Source organism: Streptomyces sp. DSM 15324, from assembly GCF_001514285.1.
Taxonomy (GTDB): Bacteria; Actinomycetota; Actinomycetes; order Streptomycetales; family Streptomycetaceae; genus Streptomyces.
Genome location: NZ_KQ949028.1, coordinates 201,672 through 221,302, shown reverse-complemented (window position 1 = coordinate 221,302; position 19,631 = coordinate 201,672). Strand labels below are relative to the sequence as shown.

Sequence of the window (19,631 nt, the reverse complement as noted above, 5' to 3'; positions counted from 1 at the left end):
GTCTCAGTCCTGCGGGACGGCCGCGGCCGCGGTCTTGATGCCGAGGTCCTGGAGCCCCCAGCGGCCCAGTGCCTGGGCGTACTTGGGGCTGTCGATGATCGCTTGGAGGGCGGCCTGCACCGCGGGGGTCAGCGGCGAGTCCTTCTTCAGGGCGACGGTCACGGGCTTGGTGGTCACCAGGGGCTTGAGGACGTCGAACGTCTCGGGCTGCTGCGTGGCCGCCCACTCGAGCGCAACGAAGTCGTACATCACGGCGTCGATCCGCTTGGAGACCAGCTGGGTGAGAGCGTCGTTCACGCTGGGCAGGGTCACGGCCTTGATGGCCGGCTTGCCCTTGCTCGTACAGTCCTCCTTCGACAGCTGGGGCAGCCACTGCAGCTCCTGGGTGCTGCCGGACGTGACACCGACCCGGTGGCCACACAGCGTGTGGGTGCCCAGTTTCTGCGGGTTGCCGTAGGGCACGGACACCCCGGTCCCGGCGTTGAAGTAGTCGACCATGTCGAGCGCCTGCAGCCGTTCCTTCGTGGCGCCCATGGTGGAGGCGGTGAAGTCGTACCGGTTGGCCTGCAGTCCGGTGATGATGGTGTCGAACTTGACGTTGTTGATCTGGAGCTTCAGCCCGAGCTCGGCGGCGATCAGCCGGGCCATGTCCGGGTTGAACCCGACCGGGGTCTTGTTGTCCGATGCCATGAACGTGGTGGGCGGGTACGCCAGGTCCATGGCCACCGACAGCGTGCCCTTGGCCTTCACCGCCGCGGGTAGCAGCTTCACCGCGTTCGGGTCGGGCTTCACACCCATCGAGATGTCGTCGGTGTGCTCGGCAGAGGGGCCGGATCCTCCGCCCTGTGCCGTGCTCTTCGCCCCCACGTTCTGCCCGGTGGCGCCGGCCCCGCACGCGGCGAGTGCGAGGGCCAGGGCGGTCGTGACGATCGGGATGCTCAACTGCCTGTTGACCTGCATGGCGGCCGCGACGGCGCCTGCGGTGCGGCGTACGGTTCTGCGGCCTGTGCGGTTGATTTCCATGGCGGTGCCTCCTGGGGAACGCGGGGATACGGGGAGCCTGTGATGCGAGGGACACGGGGGCCGTGATGCGGGGGATACGGGGAGCCCGTGATGCGGGGGGACGATGTGTGGGTCGGTCCGGGGGTGGGACGTCGTCGTGGCGCGTCAGATGCCCAGCATCCGGTTGAGCTCGTCGAGGGACTTGACGGTCACGTAGTCGTAGCCGTGGGTGACCGGGTCGTATCCGCGGTCCAGGAGGACGAGGTTGCGGAAACCCATGTCGTGCATCGGCAGCAGGTCGTAGCGGGTGTGCGAGGAGACGTGCACGAAGTCGTCGGGGGACGCGTCGAGCTGGTCGAGCATGTACTCGAACGCCGCGTAGCGGGGCTTGTAGTAGCCGGCCTGCTCCGCGGTGAAGACCGCGTGGAAGTCCGCGCCGAGCCGGGGCACGCTCTCCGCGAGGAAGGAGTCCTCGGCGTTGGAGAGGATGACCAGCTTGTAGTGCTCGCCCATCTTCTTCAGCGGTTCCGGCACGTCCGCGTGCGGGCCCCAGCTGCGCACGCCGTCGGCCAACCGCTTGCCGCCGTCCGGAGCGGCCTTCACGCCCCACTTGCGGCAGACCCGCTCGAAGGCGTCCTGCAGCGTCTGCTCGTAGGGGCGGAACGCGTCGAGGATCGAGTCGTAGCGGTAGCCGCGGAACTCCTTGACGAACTGGTCCCAGTGCTCGGCCGGGATCTGGTCACCGACGAGTTCACGGGTGATGGGGGTCATCGGCCACTCGATCAACGTGCCGTAGCAGTCGAACGAGACGTACTTCGGGCGGAACTGGAACGAGGGGATGGGCATGGAGGTACTCCAGTCTCTTGTGCGTGGGTGACCGATCAGATGCGGCATTTTTGTCATGCTCGCGACAGGCAATGGAGTGCGGGGCGACGCCGTGGACGATCGCCGGTGATCAGGCGGCGCCGACACCCGCCGGAGCGAGGAAGGCGGCGGGGTGCCGGGTGGTGCCGTCGAGCGCCAGGTCGGCGGCGATCTCTCCCATCGCGGGCGAGATCTTGAAGCCGCTGCCGGAGAACCCGGCCATGACGATGATGTCGTCCTCGCCAGGGAGGTGACCGACGAGCGGGTTCCCGGACCGGGTGTAGCCCTCCATGTAGGCCGACATCCTGATGGGGTCGGGGTTCAGGTCGGGCATGAGTTCATCGATGAGCTCGCGGAAGGTGCCGAGTTCCTCGGGGCGGACGGTGCGGTCGAGCCGTTCGGGCTCGGGCACCGGCGTGTGGTACTTGAAGGAGAGACCGAGCTTGACGGAGATGCCGTCGGGTGACGGGATTCCGAAGCAGTCGTGCGGTACGGCGCGCACGAACGAGGGAGCACCGCCCGCGAACCAGTCGTGGCGGGTGGGCAGGTGCCAGGAGCAGACCACCCGCCGTACGTCGACGGCTTGGGGAAGGTCCGGGAGCAGTGTGTTGATCCAGGGGCCCACGGTCACCACGGCGGTGTCCACGTGGTCGGTGCCCTGGTCGGTGACGACCCGCACCCCGCCGCCCGCCGCGGGGACGACCTCGCGCACCGTGGTGTAGCGGTGGAGCCGGGCGCCCAGGTGCTCGGCACGCGTAGCGGCGGCCTGGATGGACGCCTCCGGCCTGATGACGGCGCCCAACCGGTCCAGGACGGCGATGTGTCCGTCCGGGAGCCGGTGTTGCGGGTAGCGGCGGGCAAGTTCCTCTCTCTCCAGGACCTCGTGATCCAGTCCCTGGGCGGTGCTGGTGGAGAGGAGGAGGCTCATGGACGGTGAGGAGGCTTCCCCCATCACCAGGCTGCCGCTGCGGCGTCGCAGCGACCGGCCCGTCTCCGCCTGCAGCTGCTCCCACATCCGGTCCGCCAGCCGCAGCAGAGGAATGTACGCGGGCTCCCCGAGGTGGACGGCCCGGTAGATGCGGCTCTCGCCCCCGGCCGCGCCGCGGTCGTGACCCGGTGCGTACCGGTCGTAGCCGATGACCTCGGCTCCGCGGGCGGCCAGTCGCCACATGGCCTGGCTGCCCATGCTGCCGGCACCGATCACGGCGACGCGCTTCGGGATGCGCATGAGGTCGCTCCTCTCGATGGTGTGGTCTGGGTGGCAGTGGGCCCCAGCACGCTGCGGATACCGTGCGGACCTTCGTAGCTCGGATCCTGCCGGGGATGGCGTTCACTTTCCGCCCGGCGGAACCTGCAGGTCAACCCACACTCTGTTCCGGCTTGGAGCCTTCTCGAGACGGTCTGTCACGGCGGACGACCGGACTGCCCGAATGACGGGCCGCCTCTTGTCACGATGAGTGGCCGGTGTCATGGTGAGCCGCATTCCTTCGGAAGAAAGACCCCCTATGCCGCCCAGACACCCCGCAAACGGGCACTTCCCCACCCTCAGGGAGGTACTGCTCCTGCCCGTGCTCGCCGAAGGGATGCCGCGCGTGCTGGCCGGGGAGTCACGGTTGGACAGCCCGGTGCGCTGGGTGCACGTCACCGAGCTCCTCAACCCCGCGGACTTCCTGGAGGGCGGCGAGCTGGTACTGACGACCGGAATGCCGCATCCCGAGGATCCCTCCGAGCTGCGCGGCTACGTCGACCAGCTCGCGGACGTCGGCGCGGCCGGCCTGGTCGTAGAGCTCGGTTACCGATACCAGAAGGTGCCCCACGAGCTGGTGGCGGCGTGCCGCGCTCACGACGTGCCGCTGGTCGAGCTGGCCCGTGGCGTCCGGTTCGTCGACGTCACGCAGACGGTGCACACGCTCATCCTCGACGCCCAGGGGGCCCTGCTGCGCCGCGGCAGGGACATCCAGAACATCTTCACCGCCCTGACGCTGCGCGGCGCGGACCCCGAGGAACTGGTGCACACCACCGCGGAGCTCACCGGAGCCCCCGTGGTACTGGAGGACCTCACCCACCGGGTCCTCATGTGCGAACTGCTCGGTCGGCCGTACGAACCGGTGGTCTCGGCCTGGTCGCGGCGCTCACGAGCCGCACCGACACCGGAGACGATCACGCCGAGCGGCCCGGAGGGGTGGCTGATCGCACCGGTGCAGGACCATCACGGGCCATGGGGGCGGCTTGTGCTGCTGGAGAGCCGGCTCAACGCCGAGCCCGACCCCGAACACGTCCTCGTGCTGGAAAGCGCGGCGGTCGCGCTGACCATGGCGCGCCTTGCGGGACAGGCCTGGTGGGAGCGCCGGGCCCACCGCACCGTACTGCGCGACCTGTACGAACGGCGTTTCCGCTCCCCCGCCGACGCGCGTGCCCGCACCGAGGCGCTGGGGCTGCCCACCTCCGGACACCGGCTCTTCGCCGTGGTCATCCGCCACCCGTGCTCCAGCACCGAGGACGAGCACCTCGACGAACGGATCGCGAAGGCGCTGACGCACACGGGCGTGCGCGCCCTGGTCGGCGAGACGGCCCCGGGCCGGATCGGCGTCCTCATGGCACTGGCACAGGCGAGCGCCTGGCAGCCGGTCGCCGAGCGGATCGGTCGGCTGACCCGGGAAGAACTCGGACCGCGGGCGGTCGTCGCCGTCGGCCCCGGCGTGACCGACCTCGGCGGGATCGCCCGGTCGTGGCAGGAGGCGGAGCAGACCGCCGAGGCCATCACCGCGGCCACCCCGGAGCGGTGGTTCTACGTACCCGCCGACGTCCAGCTGCCGGACCTGCTGGGCGTCCTGCGCGCGGACACGCGCCTTCAACGGTACGCGGAACGGCAACTGACCCGCCTCATAGAGCACGACGACCGCAACAACGGCGATCTGCTCCCGGCGCTGCGCGCCTATCTCGCGGCTGCCGGAAACAAGTCGGTCGCGGCGAAACACGCCGGCATGTCCCGGCAGGCGTACTACCAGCGACTGCACACCATCGAACGTCTCCTCGGCTGCGACCTGGAATCCGGACTGCAGCGCACGTCCCTGCATGTCGCGGTACTGGTCCTGGACGCGGGCTAGGCGCCTGCGGGGGCGGCGAGGGCAGGTACGCACACCCGGCGCCGCTCTGAAGAGCGTCGACGACAGTCCGGCCCCGTGGTGGGGGCCCGACTGGAAGCAGGCGGGGCCCTACCACGGGGCCGGACCGTCGGCATCGCCGATACCGCAGAGCGCCCTGCACCGTTCGAACGACCCCTGCCACGGGTGCCGGCAGGGCGCGGATCGGAAAGGCGCAGCGCGCCGGAGTGGCCCGGCGAGCGGCGGGGGGCGTCGTCCCCGCCGCGCACCGCGGAGGGGGACGGCTCAGAGGAGCTCGATCAGCTTGTCGGTGAACTCGGCGGTGGTCGCGGTTCCGCCCAGGTCACGGGTACGGGTATCACTCTTGGCCAGAATCGCCGCGATCGCATCCGTGATGTCCTTGGCCGCCGCTCCATGGCCGAGGTGGTCGATCATCAGGGCCGCGGACCAGATCGCGCCCAGCGGGTTGGCGATGCCCTGGCCCGCGATGTCGGGCGCGGAACCGTGCACCGGCTCGAACATCGAGGGAAAGTCCCGCTCGGGGTTGAGGTTGGCCGACGGGGCGATGCCGATGGATCCGGCGACCGCGGCCGCGAGGTCGCTCAGGATGTCGCCGAAGAGGTTGGAGGCGACGACGACGTCGAAGCGGGCGGGGTCGAGAACGAACTTGGCCGCCAGCGCGTCGATGTGTTCCTGGTCCCAGGTGACGTCGGGGTGCCCGGCGGCCCGTTCGGCGATCAGCTCGTCCCAGAACGGCATGGTGTGGATGATGCCGTTGGACTTGGTGGCGGAGGTGAGCCTTCCTCGGCGGCGGGCGGCGAGCGAGAAGGCGTAGTCGGCGATCCGAGTGACCCCGGCGCGGGTGAACACCGCTTCCTGGATGGCCAGTTCCTCGGACGTGCCCTGGTTCAGCCGTCCGCCGATCTCGCTGTACTCGCCCTCGGCGTTCTCCCGGACGACGACGATGTCGACCTCGCCCGGACGCGCGCCCCGCACGGGACTCTCGATGCCGTCGAAGACACGGATGGGCCGGAGGTTGACGTACTGGCGGAAGCTGCGCCGAATCGGGATCAGCAGTCCCCACAGCGAGACGTGGTCGGGCACTCCCGGGTATCCCACGGCGCCCAGCAGAATGGCGTCCTTGTCGCGCAGTTGGTCGAGCCCGTCGGCGGGCATCATGGCGCCTTCCCGCAGGTACCGCTCGCACGACCAGTCGTACGACGTGTAGGACAGGCTGAAGCCGTGGCGGCGGCCGAGAACGTCGAGCACCTGCTGTGCTGGGGGCAGTACCTCGGCGCCTATGCCGTCGCCGGGGATCAGGGCAATGCGGTGGTTTGTCGTCATGCCGTCGATTGCAGCAAGGCAGGCCGTGGGGCGTCCAAGACGCAAAGCGGATATCCCTTATAGGCGGCGCTTATCAGCTTCAGCGGCGCCTGTCGGCCGCCACTGGTGCCTGTCGGCCGCCGGTGGCCGAGGTGGCGGCCGCGACGAACGCGGCGGCTGCCGGTGACAGGCTGCCGCGACGGCTGACGAGAGCGATGTCCAAGCTGGTCTCCGGCTCGATGTCCAGGACGCGGGCGCCCAGCCGCCGGGCGAGGTCCTGCCAGGAATCCATGATCACCGCGAGCCCTGCCCCGGCCAACACCAGCGGCATGAGCGACACCCGGTGCTCCGTCTCGGCGGCGATGGTGAACTCGATCCCCTGTTCCCGCAGCGCGTCGGCGTAGGCGCGCATCCCTGTACCCGGCTGTCCGACGATCAGCCGCTGTCCGGCAAGCTCGCGGCATTCCACCGCGGTCCGACCGGCGAACGGCCCGTCGGCCGGCACCATCAGCACGAAGCGCTGCCGCTCCAGCGCGTAGGCGACGACCTCCTTGTCGGAGAACGGCCCGGTGGACGCCAGGAGACCCAGTTCCACGGCACCCGTGCGCACCATGTCGACCACATCACGTGCGGTGAACGCCGCTTTGATGGCCACGGAGACGCCGGGGTAGCGGTGGCTGAAGGTACTCACCAGACTTGTCAGAGGTTCCACCGCCTGCGAGGGCACGGATGCCACGTCCAGGCGGCCCTCACGGAGCTCGTGCACCGCCGCGACGCTCGCCCGGGCCGTCTGCAGACTCCGCACGGCCTCCCGGGCAGGCTCGATCAGGGCTCTTCCGGCTTCCGTCAGCACCGCCCTGCGTCCGATGCGGTGGAAAAGCTCGGATCCGAGATCACGCTCCAGTGCCCGCACCGCCTGCGACAGCGACGGCTGCGACACGTACAGGGCCGAGGCCGCACGGTTGAACCCACCGCGGTCGACAATCGCCAGGAAGTACTCCAACTGCCGAACGTCCATACACGCCCTCTGTCCCTGCAAGAAACAAGCCGACGACTCGTCGGTCCCGACCATGGTGGTCCGAAGGACCGCCCCGACGAAGCACGGACCACCGATGCGTCACCGAACGTCGGTCACAGCCGACGGAGGCACGCAGTTGCTGTCGGTCCGAGGCAGGAACCCGGTGCCATCGCCACACGGTCGATCAAGACCAATCGCACCACACCCATTGCCGGACGGACACCGTCATGACTTGCGCCCTTACGCCGCTCGCGCGGCGCGCGGTCATCACCGCACTCCCCCGGCTCCGCCTGCTCCCCCGAGGCGATCGCGCACTCCCATCCGACCCGGCCCGGCCCGACGGCGCCGCGGGGGCCTGCCGCGAGGGCTCCAACCAGGAACAGCCCACCGTGACGATGGATGAACCCCGCGCCCGGGCGCACCTCCTGGAGCACTCAGTCGGCGCGTCCGACCGGCAGCAGCCGGCGGAGGACGTAGCCCGGTGGGCAGGTAACCGCGGTGACCACGAGCGAGGTCAAGAGCGGTCAGGCCGCCGAGTGCTCGTGGTGCGGATCGCGGAGCATTTCGGCTGTGATCAGAGCGACCAGGGCAAGAGCACGACCCCGCGTCCGACGTGCTGGTGCCACCGCGTACGGTGGCCCTCTCCGGACAGCCGGTGGTGGCAGGCGTCGGAGAAGCCGGTTGACAGCGGTCTCCACCCGCGTGCCGGGTACGGCCGAGGCGGCGCCGGTCATCGGCTCGCCTCTCCGGACGTGCCGGCCTCGACCGCGCTCACCCATGCCCGGAGGCCCTCGTCCACTGCCATCTCGTCGATGACGAGTGCCGGGATCATGCGCACGACCTGGTTCCAGGCGCCGCACAGCAGCAGGAGCAGGCCCTCGTCGACGGCGGCGCGCTGAACGCGGGCGGCCGTCTCCGGGTCGGGGCTGCCGTCCTCGGTGACGAACTCGGTGGCCAGCATGAGGCCGAGGCCGCGCACGTCGCCGATGCCGGGCGTCCGGTCGGCCACCGCCTCCAGTCCCTGGCGCAGCCGCTTGCCCATCGCCTCGGCGTTCTCGACCAGTTTCTCGTCGCGTACGACGTCCAGGGTCGCGCACGCCGCGGCGCAGGCGACGGCGTTGGCGCCGTACGTACCGCCCTGCGAGCCGGGCCACGCCCTGCTCATCAGCTCCTCCGAGGCGGCGATGCCGGACAGCGGGAACCCGCTGGCCAGGCCCTTGGCGGTGACGAGGATGTCGGGCGTCACACCGAAGTGGTCGTGGCCCCAGAAGCGGCCGGTGCGGCCGACGCCGGTCTGCACCTCGTCGTGGATGAGGAGGATGCCGTGGCGATCCGCACGCTCGCGCAGGCCCTCCATGAAGGCGCGGGTCGCGGGGACGTAGCCGCCCTCGCCCAGGACCGGCTCGACGATGATCGCGGCCGTGTCAGCCGGGGAGGAGATCGTCTGGAGGGTGTAGTCGAGCTCCTTCAGTGCGAACCGGGTTGCGGTCTCCTCGTCCCAGCCGTAGCGGAAGGCCGCCGGGAAGGGGGTGACGACCACGCCACTCATCAGCGGGGAGAAGCCGGAGCGGAAACGAATACCCGAAGTCGTCATGGAGGCAGCGGCGACCGTACGACCGTGGAAGCCGCCGTGACAGACGATCACATTCGGGCGGCCGGTGGCCTGGCGGGCCAGCCGCAGCGCGGCCTCCACCGCCTCGCTGCCGGAGTTGGTGAAGAACAGGCTGTCCAGGCCGGTCGGCAGCACCTCGCCGAGCTTGTCGACGAGGCGGCGCAGCGGCTGGTGCATGACCGTCGTGTACTGGCCGTGGATCAGTGAGCCCACCTGCTCCTGCGCCGCCGCCACGACCTTGGGGTGGCAGTGACCGGTGCTGGTGACGCCGATGCCGGCGGTGAAGTCCAGATAGCGGCGGCCGTCCTGGTCGAAGAGGTGGACGCCCTCGCCCCGAGCCACCACCACGGGCGTGGCCTGGCGAAGGTGCGGCGACAGTGCGGTCATGTTCATCTCCCGGCCTCGGTGTGCGGTCTGCTGCGGCCTTCCGAGCATCTCGGCGGAGCGGGGCCGCACCAACGCGCAATCTGTCCGGCCGGCACACGACATCCGGACGTTGTGTCAGGCTCATCGACGACCCATCGGACACCAACGACGCCCTGATCGCTCTTGCGCAGGTCAGGGACGCTTGTCACAGTGACCGGACACAGCCGGTCGCGTCCGTGCAGTAACCCTTGGAGAGACCGTGAACGACAACCAATCGGCCGTCCAGGGACCCACCCGTCCACTCACCGTCGCCACTGTCCTGGCCCTTCCTGTTCTGGCTGCCGGACAACCGACGGTCGTCACCGGCGCGCCGCATCTGGACCGTCCGGTCCGGTGGGTGCACATCACCGAGCTGACCGACCCCGCGTCGTTCCTCAAGGGCGGCGAGCTAGTCCTGACCACCGGAATGCCCCTGCCCCAGGACTCGGCCGGCGTGCGCCGGTACGTCGACGAACTCGCCGACACCGGGGCCGCTGCCCTGGTCATCGAACTCGTACGCCGCTACCACCGCCCGCCGGACACCCTCGTCGACGCCTGCCGGCGGCGCGGCCTCCCCCTCGTCACACTGGCCAAGGACGTCAACTTCCTGGAGGTCACGCAGGTCGTGCACTCCCTGCTGCTCGGCAACCAGACGGAGGCGATGCGCCGCGCTCAGCGCATCCACGAGGCGTTCACCGCCCTGACCCTGCGCGGCGCCGGCCCGGAGGACGTGGTGCGTGCGGCTGCGGACATGAGCGGAAGCACGGTGGTGCTGGAGAACCTGGTGCACCAGGCTCTGATCTGCGAACCGTCCGGGCTCACCGTGGAGGAGGCACTCGCCGACTGGGAACAACGCTCCAGGGCGACCGGCCCCGGCGACGCCACCACCACAGGCGGCCCGGAAGGCTGGCTCACCGCACCGGTCGAGTACCAGGGCGAGCGCTGGGGCCGAGTGGTCATGCTCCCGGCGCGCAGCTCAGGAGCAGCGTTCGGGCCGGAAAACATCACTCTGCTGGAGAGGACCGCGATGGCACTGACCGTCGCGCGACTCATCCACCCCGCTCCATGGGAACGCACCGCACACCGCAACGCCCTGCTCGACCTCGTGGAACAGCGCCACCGCTCCGCGGAGGACGCACACGCCCGCTGCGCCGCCCTGGGCCTGGCAACGGATCGAGGCCACTTCGTCGCCGCCCTGGTGGACCTGCCAGACGGGAAGGGGGCGGTCGAGACCGAGTCACGTCTTGTGCAGGAGTTGAGTACGGTGGGGGTGGCGGCCCTCGTCGGCGAGCTGGCCCCCGGCCGCCTCGGCATCCTGCTGGCTCTGCGCCCTGGCCAGCCCTGGCATCCCTTCATGGAGCGCCTGTCCGAAGCGGTGCGGGGGCTGGCCCCGGAAGCGATCGTGAGTGCGGGGTGCGAGGTCACCGACCTCACCGACAGCGCCCGGTCCTTCCGCGAGGCGGCCCGCGTCGCCGAGGCCACCCCGCCCGGCCAGTCCCTCCCCCGGAACCGCTCGTTCCATGAGCTGTCCGACATCGGTCTCCGCCGTATGTTGTACGCCCTTCGAGAGGACCCTCGTGTCCAGGAGTACACCGAACGGCAGCTCCGGCGCCTCATCGACCGTGACGCTCAGCACGGCACCGATTTGCTGACCACCCTGCGCCACTACCTCGAAGCGGCCGGCAACAAGACGACCGCCGCCCGCCGGGGCGGCCTTTCCCGCGAGACCATGTACCAACGCCTGCGCACCATCGAGCGTCTCCTCGACCGTGACCTCGAATCCGGCGACCAGCGCACGGAGCTTCACGTGGCACTCACAGCACTCGATGTCCTGCGAGCCAGCTGACACGGACTCCCTCCGCAGCTGACCGGGTGCTGGTGTGCGCGTGGTCCGCAGGCACCAACCACCGCACCAACCACGCCTGAAGCGGCGACAGAGGTTGGCCTCGTACATCTCCTCGCCAAGAGGCCGTCCGGCAAGGAAGATGCCACCGCAAGCGGCAGGGATGCGTCGGAAGTGCGCGTCGGGCTGGAACGTGGCGACGAAGCCGCGTACAGGCAGAGACGATGGCACCGGCCCCGGCCCCCAGCCGTCCTCGGTGTTGGCGGACACCCTGCCCGACCAGCCAGACCCCTCCGATCATGTCCCCGCCGAACACGCCGACCGTCACACCATCGACGGCCGACAGGTCTGGCGGGCAGGCCCGCGTTCGCATAGAGCGCGCGGACCGTCAGGGCGCGGCCGAGCACAGTCACCGCATCACTGCGGCCATCGCCTGCCATGCCGCCCGCGCCGGCGGCAGCGTCGACCAGCTCACGCAGCTCCTGCTGCACCCCGACCACGAAGGCGGACGGCACACCCGGCACATCGCGCTGCGCTCCGGGCAGTCGCGCGCCCTGGACTACATCCGCCCGGGTGTGGGCCAGCGCCTCGGACGCAATCAGCACCACCATCGCACTGGGCTCCCGGCACGAGGCGTACGAGGTCCTCGCCGCACTGCGCGACCGGATCGAAACGACACCGTGCCGCGGGGAACGGGGCCGGACCGCGCTGCGGGTGCTGCGGGCGCACCTGAACTTCGCCCAGATCGCGCGGCCTGCTGCACCACGCCAGTGAGCGGCAGACCGCGGAGGAAGCCGGAGTCTCCCGCACGACACTGCGGGCCGTCTACAAGACGGTCCTGAAGCCGGGAGGCTGGCTCCGCCGCCTGCGAGCCGGTCACGGCCAAGGGCTCCACCTGGTACCTGGGCGACGGCACCATCCCCGGACACGGCGACCACGCTCTGCTGTCTCGTTTCCGGTCCACTCAGTTCCCCCCGACCCGGCACTTGAGGAGTGGACCACCCCTACCGGACCCTGAAACGCCTCGCCGACCACGGCCTCGTCCAACACACCGGAGAGACATGGGCCCTCGCGCCACGTGCGCTGGAGGGCTTCGGTATCCGCCTCCCGGATGCTGACAACGGCCACACCGCAACGCCGGCACAGGGCTGGGTCAAGGTCGCCGAGCAACACGGCACCTGGGGCATGACCAACCTGTCACGTCACGGACCTACACGATCTTTCAGACAGACCCGACTCTGCCGAGCAGGCGTGTGGCGCGGCGGATGACGGTGATGGCGTGACGGTCGTCGGTTGCGCGGGTGGCGACGGCGATCTCCACGGGCGGTCCGTCGAGCGGGACGAACCGGACCTCCGGGTGGGGGTAGAAGCGGCCGGCGGCTTCGGCGTGCAGGGCTATGCGGCCGGTTGTCGCCACAGCTGACGGTATGGCGGCGGGGTGGCGCAGGGCGCCGCGGTTGTGGGATCCGTCGGCGGCGGGGCCGGACCATGCTTCGAGTGCGGGATGGGCGAGGGCGGTGGGCAGCCACGGGCAGTCACTGACGTCGGCCTCGGTCAGACGGTCGGCGTCGGCGAGAGGGGAGCGGGCGGGGACGACCACGACCCGGGGCATGGTCAGGGCGTGCTCGAAGACGAGCCCGTCGACGGGGCCGACGTACTGGACGATGCCCACGTCGACCCGGTGGCTGCGGACTGCTTCGTACTGGTCGGCCAGGTCCAGTTCGGCGTAGGAGAAGGCGATCCCGGGATCGTGTCCGTGCACCGCCGCGGTCAGGTCCGTCCAGCGTTCGGCGAGTCCGAATCCCAGGACGCCCAGCGTGAGGAGCTTTTCGTCAGCGGCGCGGCGGCGGCGGTGTTCGGTGAGGGAGTCCACGGTGTCGAGCAGAGTCCGGGCCTCGGCGATCAGCCGCTCGCCCTCAGGGGTGAGGGTCACCCGGCGGCTGGTGCATTCGAAGAGCCGGGTGCCCAGTTCCCGTTCCAGCCGCTGGATGTGGCGGCCGAAGGGCTGGGGGCTGATGTAGTGCCGCTGTGCGGCCCTGCCGAAGTGCAGTTCCTCTGCCAGTGTCACCGCGTAGCGGAGCGCCCGGATGTCCCTGCCTGTACCTCCGTGCCTCCCGCTCCGTACCGCCCGCACTGCCGGTGCTTCCGTTTACGTCAGAGGAGTCCGGGCCGTCAACACCTCGGTCACGGCCGGTTCACAACCATTTAGGCTGATGATCCCCGGCGTGCTCCTCTGGTGAGGTGAGTCCACGGGAGGCACTGCCTCTGTGGCTCGGATGACGAAGGAGTCATCATGGCTCGGCATCGCGTTGTGCTGCGCGGCGGCACCGTCCTCACCATGGATCCGCGTCTGGGGGACCTGTCCCGAGGTGACGTGCTGATCGAGGACGGTGTGATCGCCGCGGTGGCACCGGACCTCTCCGTCGACGAGGCGGAGACGGTGGACGTCACGGGGCACATCGTGGCGCCCGGCATGATCGACACACATCGGCACACCTGGCAGACGCAACCTCGTCCCCCTCCAGCTGCTGCTCCCCCAGCAACTGGAGGCCATCGAACCGGCCTCGAAGGTCTCCGACTTCGCCGTCGTCAACGGTGTCTCCGGATTGGCGGCGCTCGTCGCCCTCCCCCTATGCGGCGCGCTGTGCGACCGTTCCCGCAGCCGCTTCGGCCGGCGCAGACTCTGGCTCGCCGTCGGTGCCCTGGCCTTCGCCGCCGGACTGATCGTCACCGGCGCACAAACGACGGTCACAGGCGTGACGGTGGCATGGTCGGCGAGCATGCTGGGACTCAGCGCGGTCACCGCCGCACTGACCGCCGTCATCGCCGACCGCGTCCCCGAGAACCAGCGGGGAATGATCTCCAGCGCCATCTACGGCCCTCAGGCCCTCGGCGTGGTGGTCGGCATCGCCGCTACCTCGGCCTTCGCCCTCTCCCCCCAGGCAGCGTTCGCCGTCATGGCAGCCATGCTGATCATCTGCATGGTGCCGTTCCTGCTGCATTACCGTGAGGCCGCCTACGGCAGTGAACCGCCGCTGCGGCTGCGCGCCGTGCTCACCTCCATGGGCAGCTCACTGAAGAACCGTGAGTTCTCCTGGGCCTTCGGCGGACGGCTGCTGGTCAACCTGGCGAACTCGCTGGGTGTCTGCTATACGCTCTACTACCTCACCGACGCGCTCAAGGTGCCCGATCCTGACAGCGGGCTGCTCGTCTGCACCGTCGTCTACCTCCTGGCCGGGCTGGTAGCGACCGCTGTCGCTGGAGCGCTGTCGGACCGCCTCGGCAGGCGAAGGATCTTCGTCGCCCTGGCAGCGCTGCTCCAGGCGGCGTCCGGCTTCCTTCTGGCAAGCTTTCCGACCTACTCCGTCCTGCTGGTGACATCCGCGCTCATGGGCGCAGGCTTCGGCGCCTACATGGCTGTCGACCAAGCGTTGATCACCCAGGTGCTGCCCGATGCCGAGAGCCGCGCCCAGGACCTCGGCATCATGAACATCGGCTCCATCATCCCACCGGCCCTGGCCCCGTTGATCGCCAGCGTCATCATCAACTCCCGACACGGCTATCCGCTCCTGTTCACCCTCGTGGGCGTGACCGCGGCCATCGGAGCCCTGCTCGTCTACCGCATCCGTTCCGTCCGCTAGCAGCGCCGCGAAGGCGCCATCACCTGCCGCTGTCAAGAAAGGAAGACGGATATGGCAACGACTCACCACGGTGCGGACAGAGGCGTGTGGCGCAACTGGGCCAGTAACGTCGCAGTCCGACCGGCGCGAGACGTCGCCCCCGCCTCGGTCGACGAACTTCGCGCCGTCGTGCGCCAGGCCGCGGAGGACGGCCTGACGGTCAAGCCCGTCGGCAGCGGCCACTCGTTCTCCGCCGCGGCCGCGACGGAGGGCGTACTGATACGGCCCGACCGCCTCACCGGCATCCGCACCATCGACCGGAACGCCGGCACCGTGACCGTCGAAGCAGGTACGCGACTCAAAGACCTGAATGCCGCCCTGGCCCAGAGCGGTCTGTCTCTCACGAACATGGGCGACATCATGGAGCAGACCGTCGCGGGAGCAACCAGTACGGGCACCCACGGCACCGGCCGCGACTCCGCCGCCATCGCAGCACAGATACGCGGTCTTGAACTGGTGACCGCGGACGGCTCCTTGCTCACATGCTCGGAGAACGAGAACCCGGAGGTGTTCGCCTCCGCGCGCATCGGGCTGGGCGCGCTCGGCGTGGTCACCGCGATCACGTTCGCCGTGGAACCGCTGTTCCTTCTCACCGCGCGCGATGAGCCGATGACATTCGACAGGGTCACCGCGACCTTCGACGAACTCCACGCCACCAATGAGCACTTCGAGTTCTACTGGTTCCCGCACACCGACAACTGCAACACCCTGCGCAACAACCGCAGCACCGGTCCACTCGCCCCGACGGGCCGGTTCAGAGGCTGGTTCGAGGACGAGTTTCTCTCCAACGGTGTTTTCCAGGCAGCCAACTCGCTGGGGCGGGCCGTGCCCGCCGCCGTCCCGGCCATAGCGAGGGTGTCGAGCCGGGCTCTTTCCGCCCGCACCTACACGGACATCCCGTACAAGGTCTTCACATCCCCCCGCCGCGTGAAGATGATCGAGACGGAGTACGCCCTCCCGCGCGAGGCACTGATCGACGCCCTGCGCGAGGTGAAGGCCATGGTCGACCGTTCGGATCTGCGGATCAGCTTTCCCATCGAAGTGCGTACGGCACCCGCGGACGACATCACCCTCTCCACGGCGTCGGGCCGTGAGAGCGGATACATCGCCGTCCACACCTACCGGGGCATGCCCTACCGCGAGTACTTCGCCGCGGCGGAGCGCATCTTCACCGCGCACGGCGGACGCCCGCACTGGGGCAAGCTGCACACACGTGACGCCGACTACTTCTCGGCGGCGTATCCACGCTTCGGTGAATTCACCGCGCTGCGTGACCGCCTCGATCCGGATCGGCGCTTCGGCAACCCATACCTTCGACGAGTCCTGGGCGACTGACCCGGCCCTGTCCACAGCTCATGGCAGAAAGGTGGTCGTTAAACCCATGTCCTCCACACCGTTGACGGGTCTGCCGCACGATCGGGTGCTCTCCACTCCCGCCATGATCGGGGTGTACGCCCGTCATCGGCGTACAGCGCAGCGGCAGCGGACCGGTACCCGTCCTGGATCAAAGCGGCCTGACCACGGGTGAGGATGAGGGACAACGGTCGGCAGCGTCGGTCGGCAGCGAGGTGGACCTTGCTGGTTAACCCGCCCCGGGAGCGGCCCAGTTCGGCGGCCCGCAGTCGTGCACGATGGCGCAGGCGCAGGGCACGGCGCCGTTCCCGCCCGGTCTCACCAGTTCGACGGGCGCCTCGCCTACCGGGTCGAGCGCCGCCTGTTCTCCTTCATCTCCTTCAACTGGCGGGCCCGCCCGCTGACCGGCTACGAGACCGCCCTGAACCTGATCTCGGCGACTACCACCCGCACCCGGGTTGACCGTGACCGCCCGCCTGGACACCGGCAGCTACCCCACCGGAATCGAGATCAGCGAACAGCACGCCGCCGCGCTCACCATCCGCCCCGCCGACTTCCAGGGGGAGTGGAACCACACGATCCCGCATGAGCCCGGCATCCCCGACGTTCCCCTCCATCCGCCCGGCCCCAGATCGCAGCCCCGTCATGCGCACACCTTGGGCGCGACCCTGGCCACCCACCCCCTCCTGACCGGCCTCGAGCGTCACGACCTGGACGCGCTCACCGCCAACGTCCGCGAACGCCTCGACACTCTCCCGCCCCTGCAGCGGCCCGGCACCGCAAGATGACCACGGAGAACGTCATCTGGGCCGCCGTCCTCGATCAGCGCGGCCTGTGCCGCTCCCTGACCGCCTACCTCTTCCGCGTCGGAGAGAACCAGATGAGAGCCCTGATCAAGCAGGTCCGACCCCACCTGGAAGACCTGGGCGACCACCCGGCACCGATCCCCGCCCGTCTGATCGACCCCAGCGACCTCGCCAACTATGTCATGCACGCGACATCCGCACACCGCGAAGGCAAATCAACCCACTAATTCATCGACGCTCCCAAATCCCCGACAGGAATGCCAGGCCGACTGCGTCGGCCTCCTCGCTGACGGGAAAATCGGGCCGGGCGCCTGGTAAGCCGGTGACTCCGTGATGCAGGTCAGCTCGCCCGACAGGATGGCGATGGGGATCCGCCAGCGGAGTCAAGCGTCAAAAGAGCCGCACGCTTTTTCGCGCTTGGGTGGGCGTGGTGTCGGTCCATCGTTTGTAGGCGCGGCGGAACTCACGCGGGTCGCTGTAGCCGATTTCAGCTGCGATGGCGGTGATCGACCTGCGTGTTTGGGTCAGCAGTACGTCGGCCTGCTGCCGCCGTACCCGGTCCTGGATCGTGCCGAAGCTGTACCCGGCTTTGGCGAGGTGACGATGAAGGGTGCGGGGGCTCATGCCGAGCGCGTCCGCGACCTGCGTCGCCGTTCGGCGGGAGCGGAGGTCCTGGCGAAGTGTGCCTTCGACGGCCGCTACGACGTCGTCGACCGGGTCAGCCTCCAGGATCGCGCGCGTTGCCTGCAGAGCGGCGTCGAACTGTGTGGCGTTCGCCGTGGGAATGCGCCGCTCCTCGAGGGAACCGGGCATGGTGAGAGTCGTGCGTTCGCAGTCGAAGGTGACCGGACAGCGCCACAGTCGGGTGTACGCCGCAGCCCACGGTGGCGGCGGGTAGGACAGTTCTGCGGCCAGCGGGCCGGATGACGGGCCGAACATGAGCCGGGTGAGGACCACGATCCCGGCGAAGGCCTCCTCGCTGAGGAAGGTCAGCAGGTCCGGCTCGTGGGTGCGGGGCAGGAGCTCGATCACGTTTGCCTGGTCCGTGCGGGACACGACGTAGTCCATCATCGTGCCCGCCCCTTGGTGGAACCGGGTCGCGACCTCGCGAGCCTCGGCGCCCGTCGACGCGGACCGCACGGCGGTGCCGAGTGTTCCCCAGGTGAGGAGTGGGTCGCGGCTTCCGATCATGAGGCCGATCGGTCCGGCGGGCAGTTCCTTCAGGGCGCGGCGGATCACGGTGATCGCCTGCCGGTAGGAGACCAGCGTCCGGGACTGTTCCAGCCGGGCCCGGTCAAGGCCCGTGCCCGCGAACCACCTGGCCGTCTCGATTCGGTCCTGGTCGGCCAGTTCGAGCAACCCGGTCAGGATCACCGGAGGAATCGTGGCCTGGTTCAGCTTGGCTTTGTCCACAGTCCGCCTCCTCGGCATCCTGTCGCCGCAATCTCCCAGCGCCGGAGGCGAGGAGGGTGCGCGTTCGCGCCATGACGGGGGGAAATGCTGCCATAAGCGTCACACCGCGCCCAGATTCAAAGCGGCGCTTCCTACCGTCACTCAACCGTTCGTGGTCGCGGCCCGGCAACCGGCCGGCGCTTGGCGACGCACGTCGCACCACGAGCCGGAGCGAGGTGGAGGAGGAACACACGATGAGCGACGTGATGAAGATGGCGTGCGTGGGCGTGCACGTGCTCGACCATCTGGTGATCGGGATCGCGTCCATCCCCGAGCACAACGACGGTCAGCTGGTCGAGACCATCCGGGCCACAGCCGCCGGCACTGCCGGCGGGACAGCACTGGTGGCGGCGCGGCTGGGAGCCGATGTCCGCAGCATCGGAGCGATCGGGGACGACGTCCTCGCGGACACGCTCCTGGCGCTCCTGGTCCGCGAAGGCGTGGACACCTCCGGTCTGCTGCGCAAGGCGGGCCACCAGACATCGGCCTCCGTGCTGCCTGTCCGCCCGGGCGGCGACCGCCCGGCCTGGCACTGCATCGGGGCGAACGCGGTGTTCACCCCCGTCGACGTCACCGACGAACAACTGCGTGACCTGACGCATCTGCACCTCGGTGGTCCGGAGTTCCTGGGTGGCGACGCCGCCGCCTCGCTGCTGGCCCGGGCCCGCGCGTGCGGTGCGACGACCTCGGTCGACATGCTCGCCCCCGGCGACCCGACCATCCTTCAGTGGATCGCCGCCGCGCTGCCCGAGACCGACTACCTGCTGCCCAACCATGAGCAGGTGATGGGCCTCACCGGCGCCGACGACCTGGTCACCGGCGCCCGCGCGCTCGTGAGCGCCGGCGCCGGGTGCGTGGCGGTGACCCGCGGAGCCCATGGTGCCGTGGTGGTGACCGCGGACGAGGTGGTGGAGGTCCCGGCCTACGCGGTGAAGGTCGTCGACACCACCGGGTGCGGCGACGCGTTCAGCGCGGGCTTCCTGCGTGCGCGGTCGCTCGGGCTGGGGCTGCGGGAGGCGGCCGAGATCGGCTGCGCGACGTCGGCACAGGTCGTCGCCGGCCTCGGGACCGACGCCGGCACCTACACGCTCGACGCCGTTCGCGCGTTCGCCGCGACCGCCGACCGCCTGGACACACAGTGAGCCGCCGCAGGAGACCGAGCGGGACGA

At 69.6% G+C, this 19,631-nt stretch carries 16 protein-coding genes and 2 pseudogenes; 9 read left to right on the top strand and 9 right to left on the bottom strand.

The features are described from left to right. Positions 1-3: 3 nt before the first annotated feature. The 3 genes from AQJ58_RS20590 to solA all read right to left on the bottom strand — a co-directional run bounded on the left by AQJ58_RS20590 (position 4) and on the right by solA (position 3,094). Positions 4-1,023, bottom strand: a complete 1,020-nt coding sequence (locus AQJ58_RS20590) for an ABC transporter substrate-binding protein (protein ID WP_079079079.1) — start codon at positions 1,021-1,023, stop codon at positions 4-6. Positions 1,024-1,167: 144 nt separating this feature from the next. After that, complete coding sequence (locus tag AQJ58_RS20585) at positions 1,168-1,848, bottom strand: haloacid dehalogenase type II (protein ID WP_067252153.1); 681 nt, start codon at positions 1,846-1,848, stop codon at positions 1,168-1,170. A 109-nt stretch (positions 1,849-1,957) separates the two neighbouring features. Continuing rightward, on the bottom strand, positions 1,958-3,094 hold the full coding sequence (gene solA, locus AQJ58_RS20580; RefSeq protein ID WP_067252151.1) for an N-methyl-L-tryptophan oxidase: 1,137 nt from the start codon (positions 3,092-3,094) through the stop codon (positions 1,958-1,960). Positions 3,095-3,371: 277 nt separating this feature from the next. On the opposite strand from solA, the gene AQJ58_RS20575 reads away from it, so the two are divergent. Further along, positions 3,372-4,973, top strand: coding sequence for a PucR family transcriptional regulator (locus AQJ58_RS20575; protein WP_079079078.1), 1,602 nt, complete (start codon positions 3,372-3,374; stop codon positions 4,971-4,973). A gap of 282 nt (positions 4,974-5,255) precedes the next feature. On the opposite strand, the gene AQJ58_RS20570 is transcribed toward AQJ58_RS20575, so the two are convergent. From AQJ58_RS20570 to AQJ58_RS20560, 3 genes are all read right to left on the bottom strand, one after another. Continuing rightward, entirely contained in the window at positions 5,256-6,314 is a 1,059-nt protein-coding gene (locus AQJ58_RS20570) for a tartrate dehydrogenase (RefSeq protein WP_067252149.1), read from the bottom strand. A gap of 79 nt (positions 6,315-6,393) precedes the next feature. Beyond that, positions 6,394-7,311: a LysR family transcriptional regulator gene (locus tag AQJ58_RS20565; protein ID WP_067252148.1), complete on the bottom strand. Its 918-nt coding sequence runs from the start codon at positions 7,309-7,311 to the stop codon at positions 6,394-6,396. Positions 7,312-8,041: 730 nt separating this feature from the next. Next, a complete protein-coding gene (locus AQJ58_RS20560) occupies positions 8,042-9,310 on the bottom strand; it encodes an aspartate aminotransferase family protein (protein WP_067252601.1) in 1,269 nt (422 codons plus the stop codon). A 238-nt stretch (positions 9,311-9,548) separates the two neighbouring features. Between AQJ58_RS20560 and AQJ58_RS20555 the strand changes: the two genes are divergently transcribed. Both AQJ58_RS20555 and AQJ58_RS44515 read left to right on the top strand, forming a co-directional pair. Then, positions 9,549-11,174: a PucR family transcriptional regulator gene (locus AQJ58_RS20555; protein WP_067252146.1), complete on the top strand. Its 1,626-nt coding sequence runs from the start codon at positions 9,549-9,551 to the stop codon at positions 11,172-11,174. Positions 11,175-11,744: 570 nt separating this feature from the next. Further along, the gene (locus tag AQJ58_RS44515) at positions 11,745-11,945 is read left to right on the top strand and encodes a hypothetical protein (RefSeq protein WP_067252144.1); all 201 of its coding nucleotides are present in this window, start codon (positions 11,745-11,747) and stop codon (positions 11,943-11,945) included. Between the two features lie 448 nt (positions 11,946-12,393). Here the strand turns inward: AQJ58_RS44515 and AQJ58_RS20545 are convergent, their stop codons facing one another. Next, a complete protein-coding gene (locus tag AQJ58_RS20545; RefSeq protein WP_067252142.1) occupies positions 12,394-13,305 on the bottom strand; it encodes a LysR family transcriptional regulator in 912 nt (303 codons plus the stop codon). A 352-nt stretch (positions 13,306-13,657) separates the two neighbouring features. Here AQJ58_RS20545 and AQJ58_RS20535 point away from each other — a divergent pair, with 352 nt between their 5' ends. Beyond that, positions 13,658-14,812 (top strand): MFS transporter, encoded by a 1,155-nt coding sequence (locus tag AQJ58_RS20535; protein WP_079079077.1) that lies wholly within the window; start codon positions 13,658-13,660, stop codon positions 14,810-14,812. A 51-nt stretch (positions 14,813-14,863) separates the two neighbouring features. After that, positions 14,864-16,186: a D-arabinono-1,4-lactone oxidase gene (locus AQJ58_RS20530; protein ID WP_067252139.1), complete on the top strand. Its 1,323-nt coding sequence runs from the start codon at positions 14,864-14,866 to the stop codon at positions 16,184-16,186. A 176-nt stretch (positions 16,187-16,362) separates the two neighbouring features. Here AQJ58_RS20530 and AQJ58_RS45925 read toward each other — a convergent pair. Beyond that, positions 16,363-16,560: pseudogene (locus AQJ58_RS45925) on the bottom strand (hypothetical protein); the annotation flags it as partial. 5 nt (positions 16,561-16,565) lie between these two features. On the opposite strand from AQJ58_RS45925, the pseudogene AQJ58_RS45920 reads away from it, so the two are divergent. The 3 genes and pseudogenes from AQJ58_RS45920 to AQJ58_RS20520 form a co-directional block, all read left to right on the top strand. Next, positions 16,566-16,610: pseudogene (locus AQJ58_RS45920) on the top strand (hypothetical protein); the annotation flags it as partial. Positions 16,611-16,668: 58 nt separating this feature from the next. Next, entirely contained in the window at positions 16,669-16,992 is a 324-nt protein-coding gene (locus tag AQJ58_RS20525; RefSeq protein ID WP_159056279.1) for a hypothetical protein, read from the top strand. Then, positions 16,989-17,237: a hypothetical protein gene (locus AQJ58_RS20520; protein WP_067252135.1), complete on the top strand. Its 249-nt coding sequence runs from the start codon at positions 16,989-16,991 to the stop codon at positions 17,235-17,237. The genes AQJ58_RS20525 and AQJ58_RS20520 overlap by 4 nt, the downstream gene beginning before the upstream one ends. Positions 17,238-17,400: 163 nt before the next feature. Here AQJ58_RS20520 and AQJ58_RS20515 read toward each other — a convergent pair whose 3' ends face one another. Next, entirely contained in the window at positions 17,401-18,384 is a 984-nt protein-coding gene (locus AQJ58_RS20515) for an AraC family transcriptional regulator (RefSeq protein ID WP_159056278.1), read from the bottom strand. A 272-nt stretch (positions 18,385-18,656) separates the two neighbouring features. Between AQJ58_RS20515 and AQJ58_RS20510 the strand changes: the two genes are divergently transcribed. Then, a complete protein-coding gene (locus AQJ58_RS20510) occupies positions 18,657-19,604 on the top strand; it encodes a carbohydrate kinase family protein (protein ID WP_234360144.1) in 948 nt (315 codons plus the stop codon). Positions 19,605-19,631 lie beyond the last annotated feature (27 nt).

What these genes read in the sequence shown, in the direction of transcription:
- AQJ58_RS20510 (WP_234360144.1), top strand. Translation starts at nt 18,657, where the DNA reads ATGAGCGACGTGATGAAGATGGCGTGCGTGGGCGTGCACGTGCTCGAC.
- AQJ58_RS20565 (WP_067252148.1), bottom strand. Translation starts at nt 7,311, where the DNA reads ATGGACGTTCGGCAGTTGGAGTACTTCCTGGCGATTGTCGACCGCGGT.
- AQJ58_RS20530 (WP_067252139.1), top strand. Translation starts at nt 14,864, where the DNA reads ATGGCAACGACTCACCACGGTGCGGACAGAGGCGTGTGGCGCAACTGG.
- AQJ58_RS20575 (WP_079079078.1), top strand. Translation starts at nt 3,372, where the DNA reads ATGCCGCCCAGACACCCCGCAAACGGGCACTTCCCCACCCTCAGGGAG.
- AQJ58_RS20590 (WP_079079079.1), bottom strand. Translation starts at nt 1,023, where the DNA reads ATGGAAATCAACCGCACAGGCCGCAGAACCGTACGCCGCACCGCAGGC.
- AQJ58_RS20560 (WP_067252601.1), bottom strand. Translation starts at nt 9,310, where the DNA reads ATGACCGCACTGTCGCCGCACCTTCGCCAGGCCACGCCCGTGGTGGTG.
- AQJ58_RS20520 (WP_067252135.1), top strand. Translation starts at nt 16,989, where the DNA reads ATGACCACGGAGAACGTCATCTGGGCCGCCGTCCTCGATCAGCGCGGC.
- AQJ58_RS20570 (WP_067252149.1), bottom strand. Translation starts at nt 6,314, where the DNA reads ATGACGACAAACCACCGCATTGCCCTGATCCCCGGCGACGGCATAGGC.
- solA (WP_067252151.1), bottom strand. Translation starts at nt 3,094, where the DNA reads ATGCGCATCCCGAAGCGCGTCGCCGTGATCGGTGCCGGCAGCATGGGC.
- AQJ58_RS20585 (WP_067252153.1), bottom strand. Translation starts at nt 1,848, where the DNA reads ATGCCCATCCCCTCGTTCCAGTTCCGCCCGAAGTACGTCTCGTTCGAC.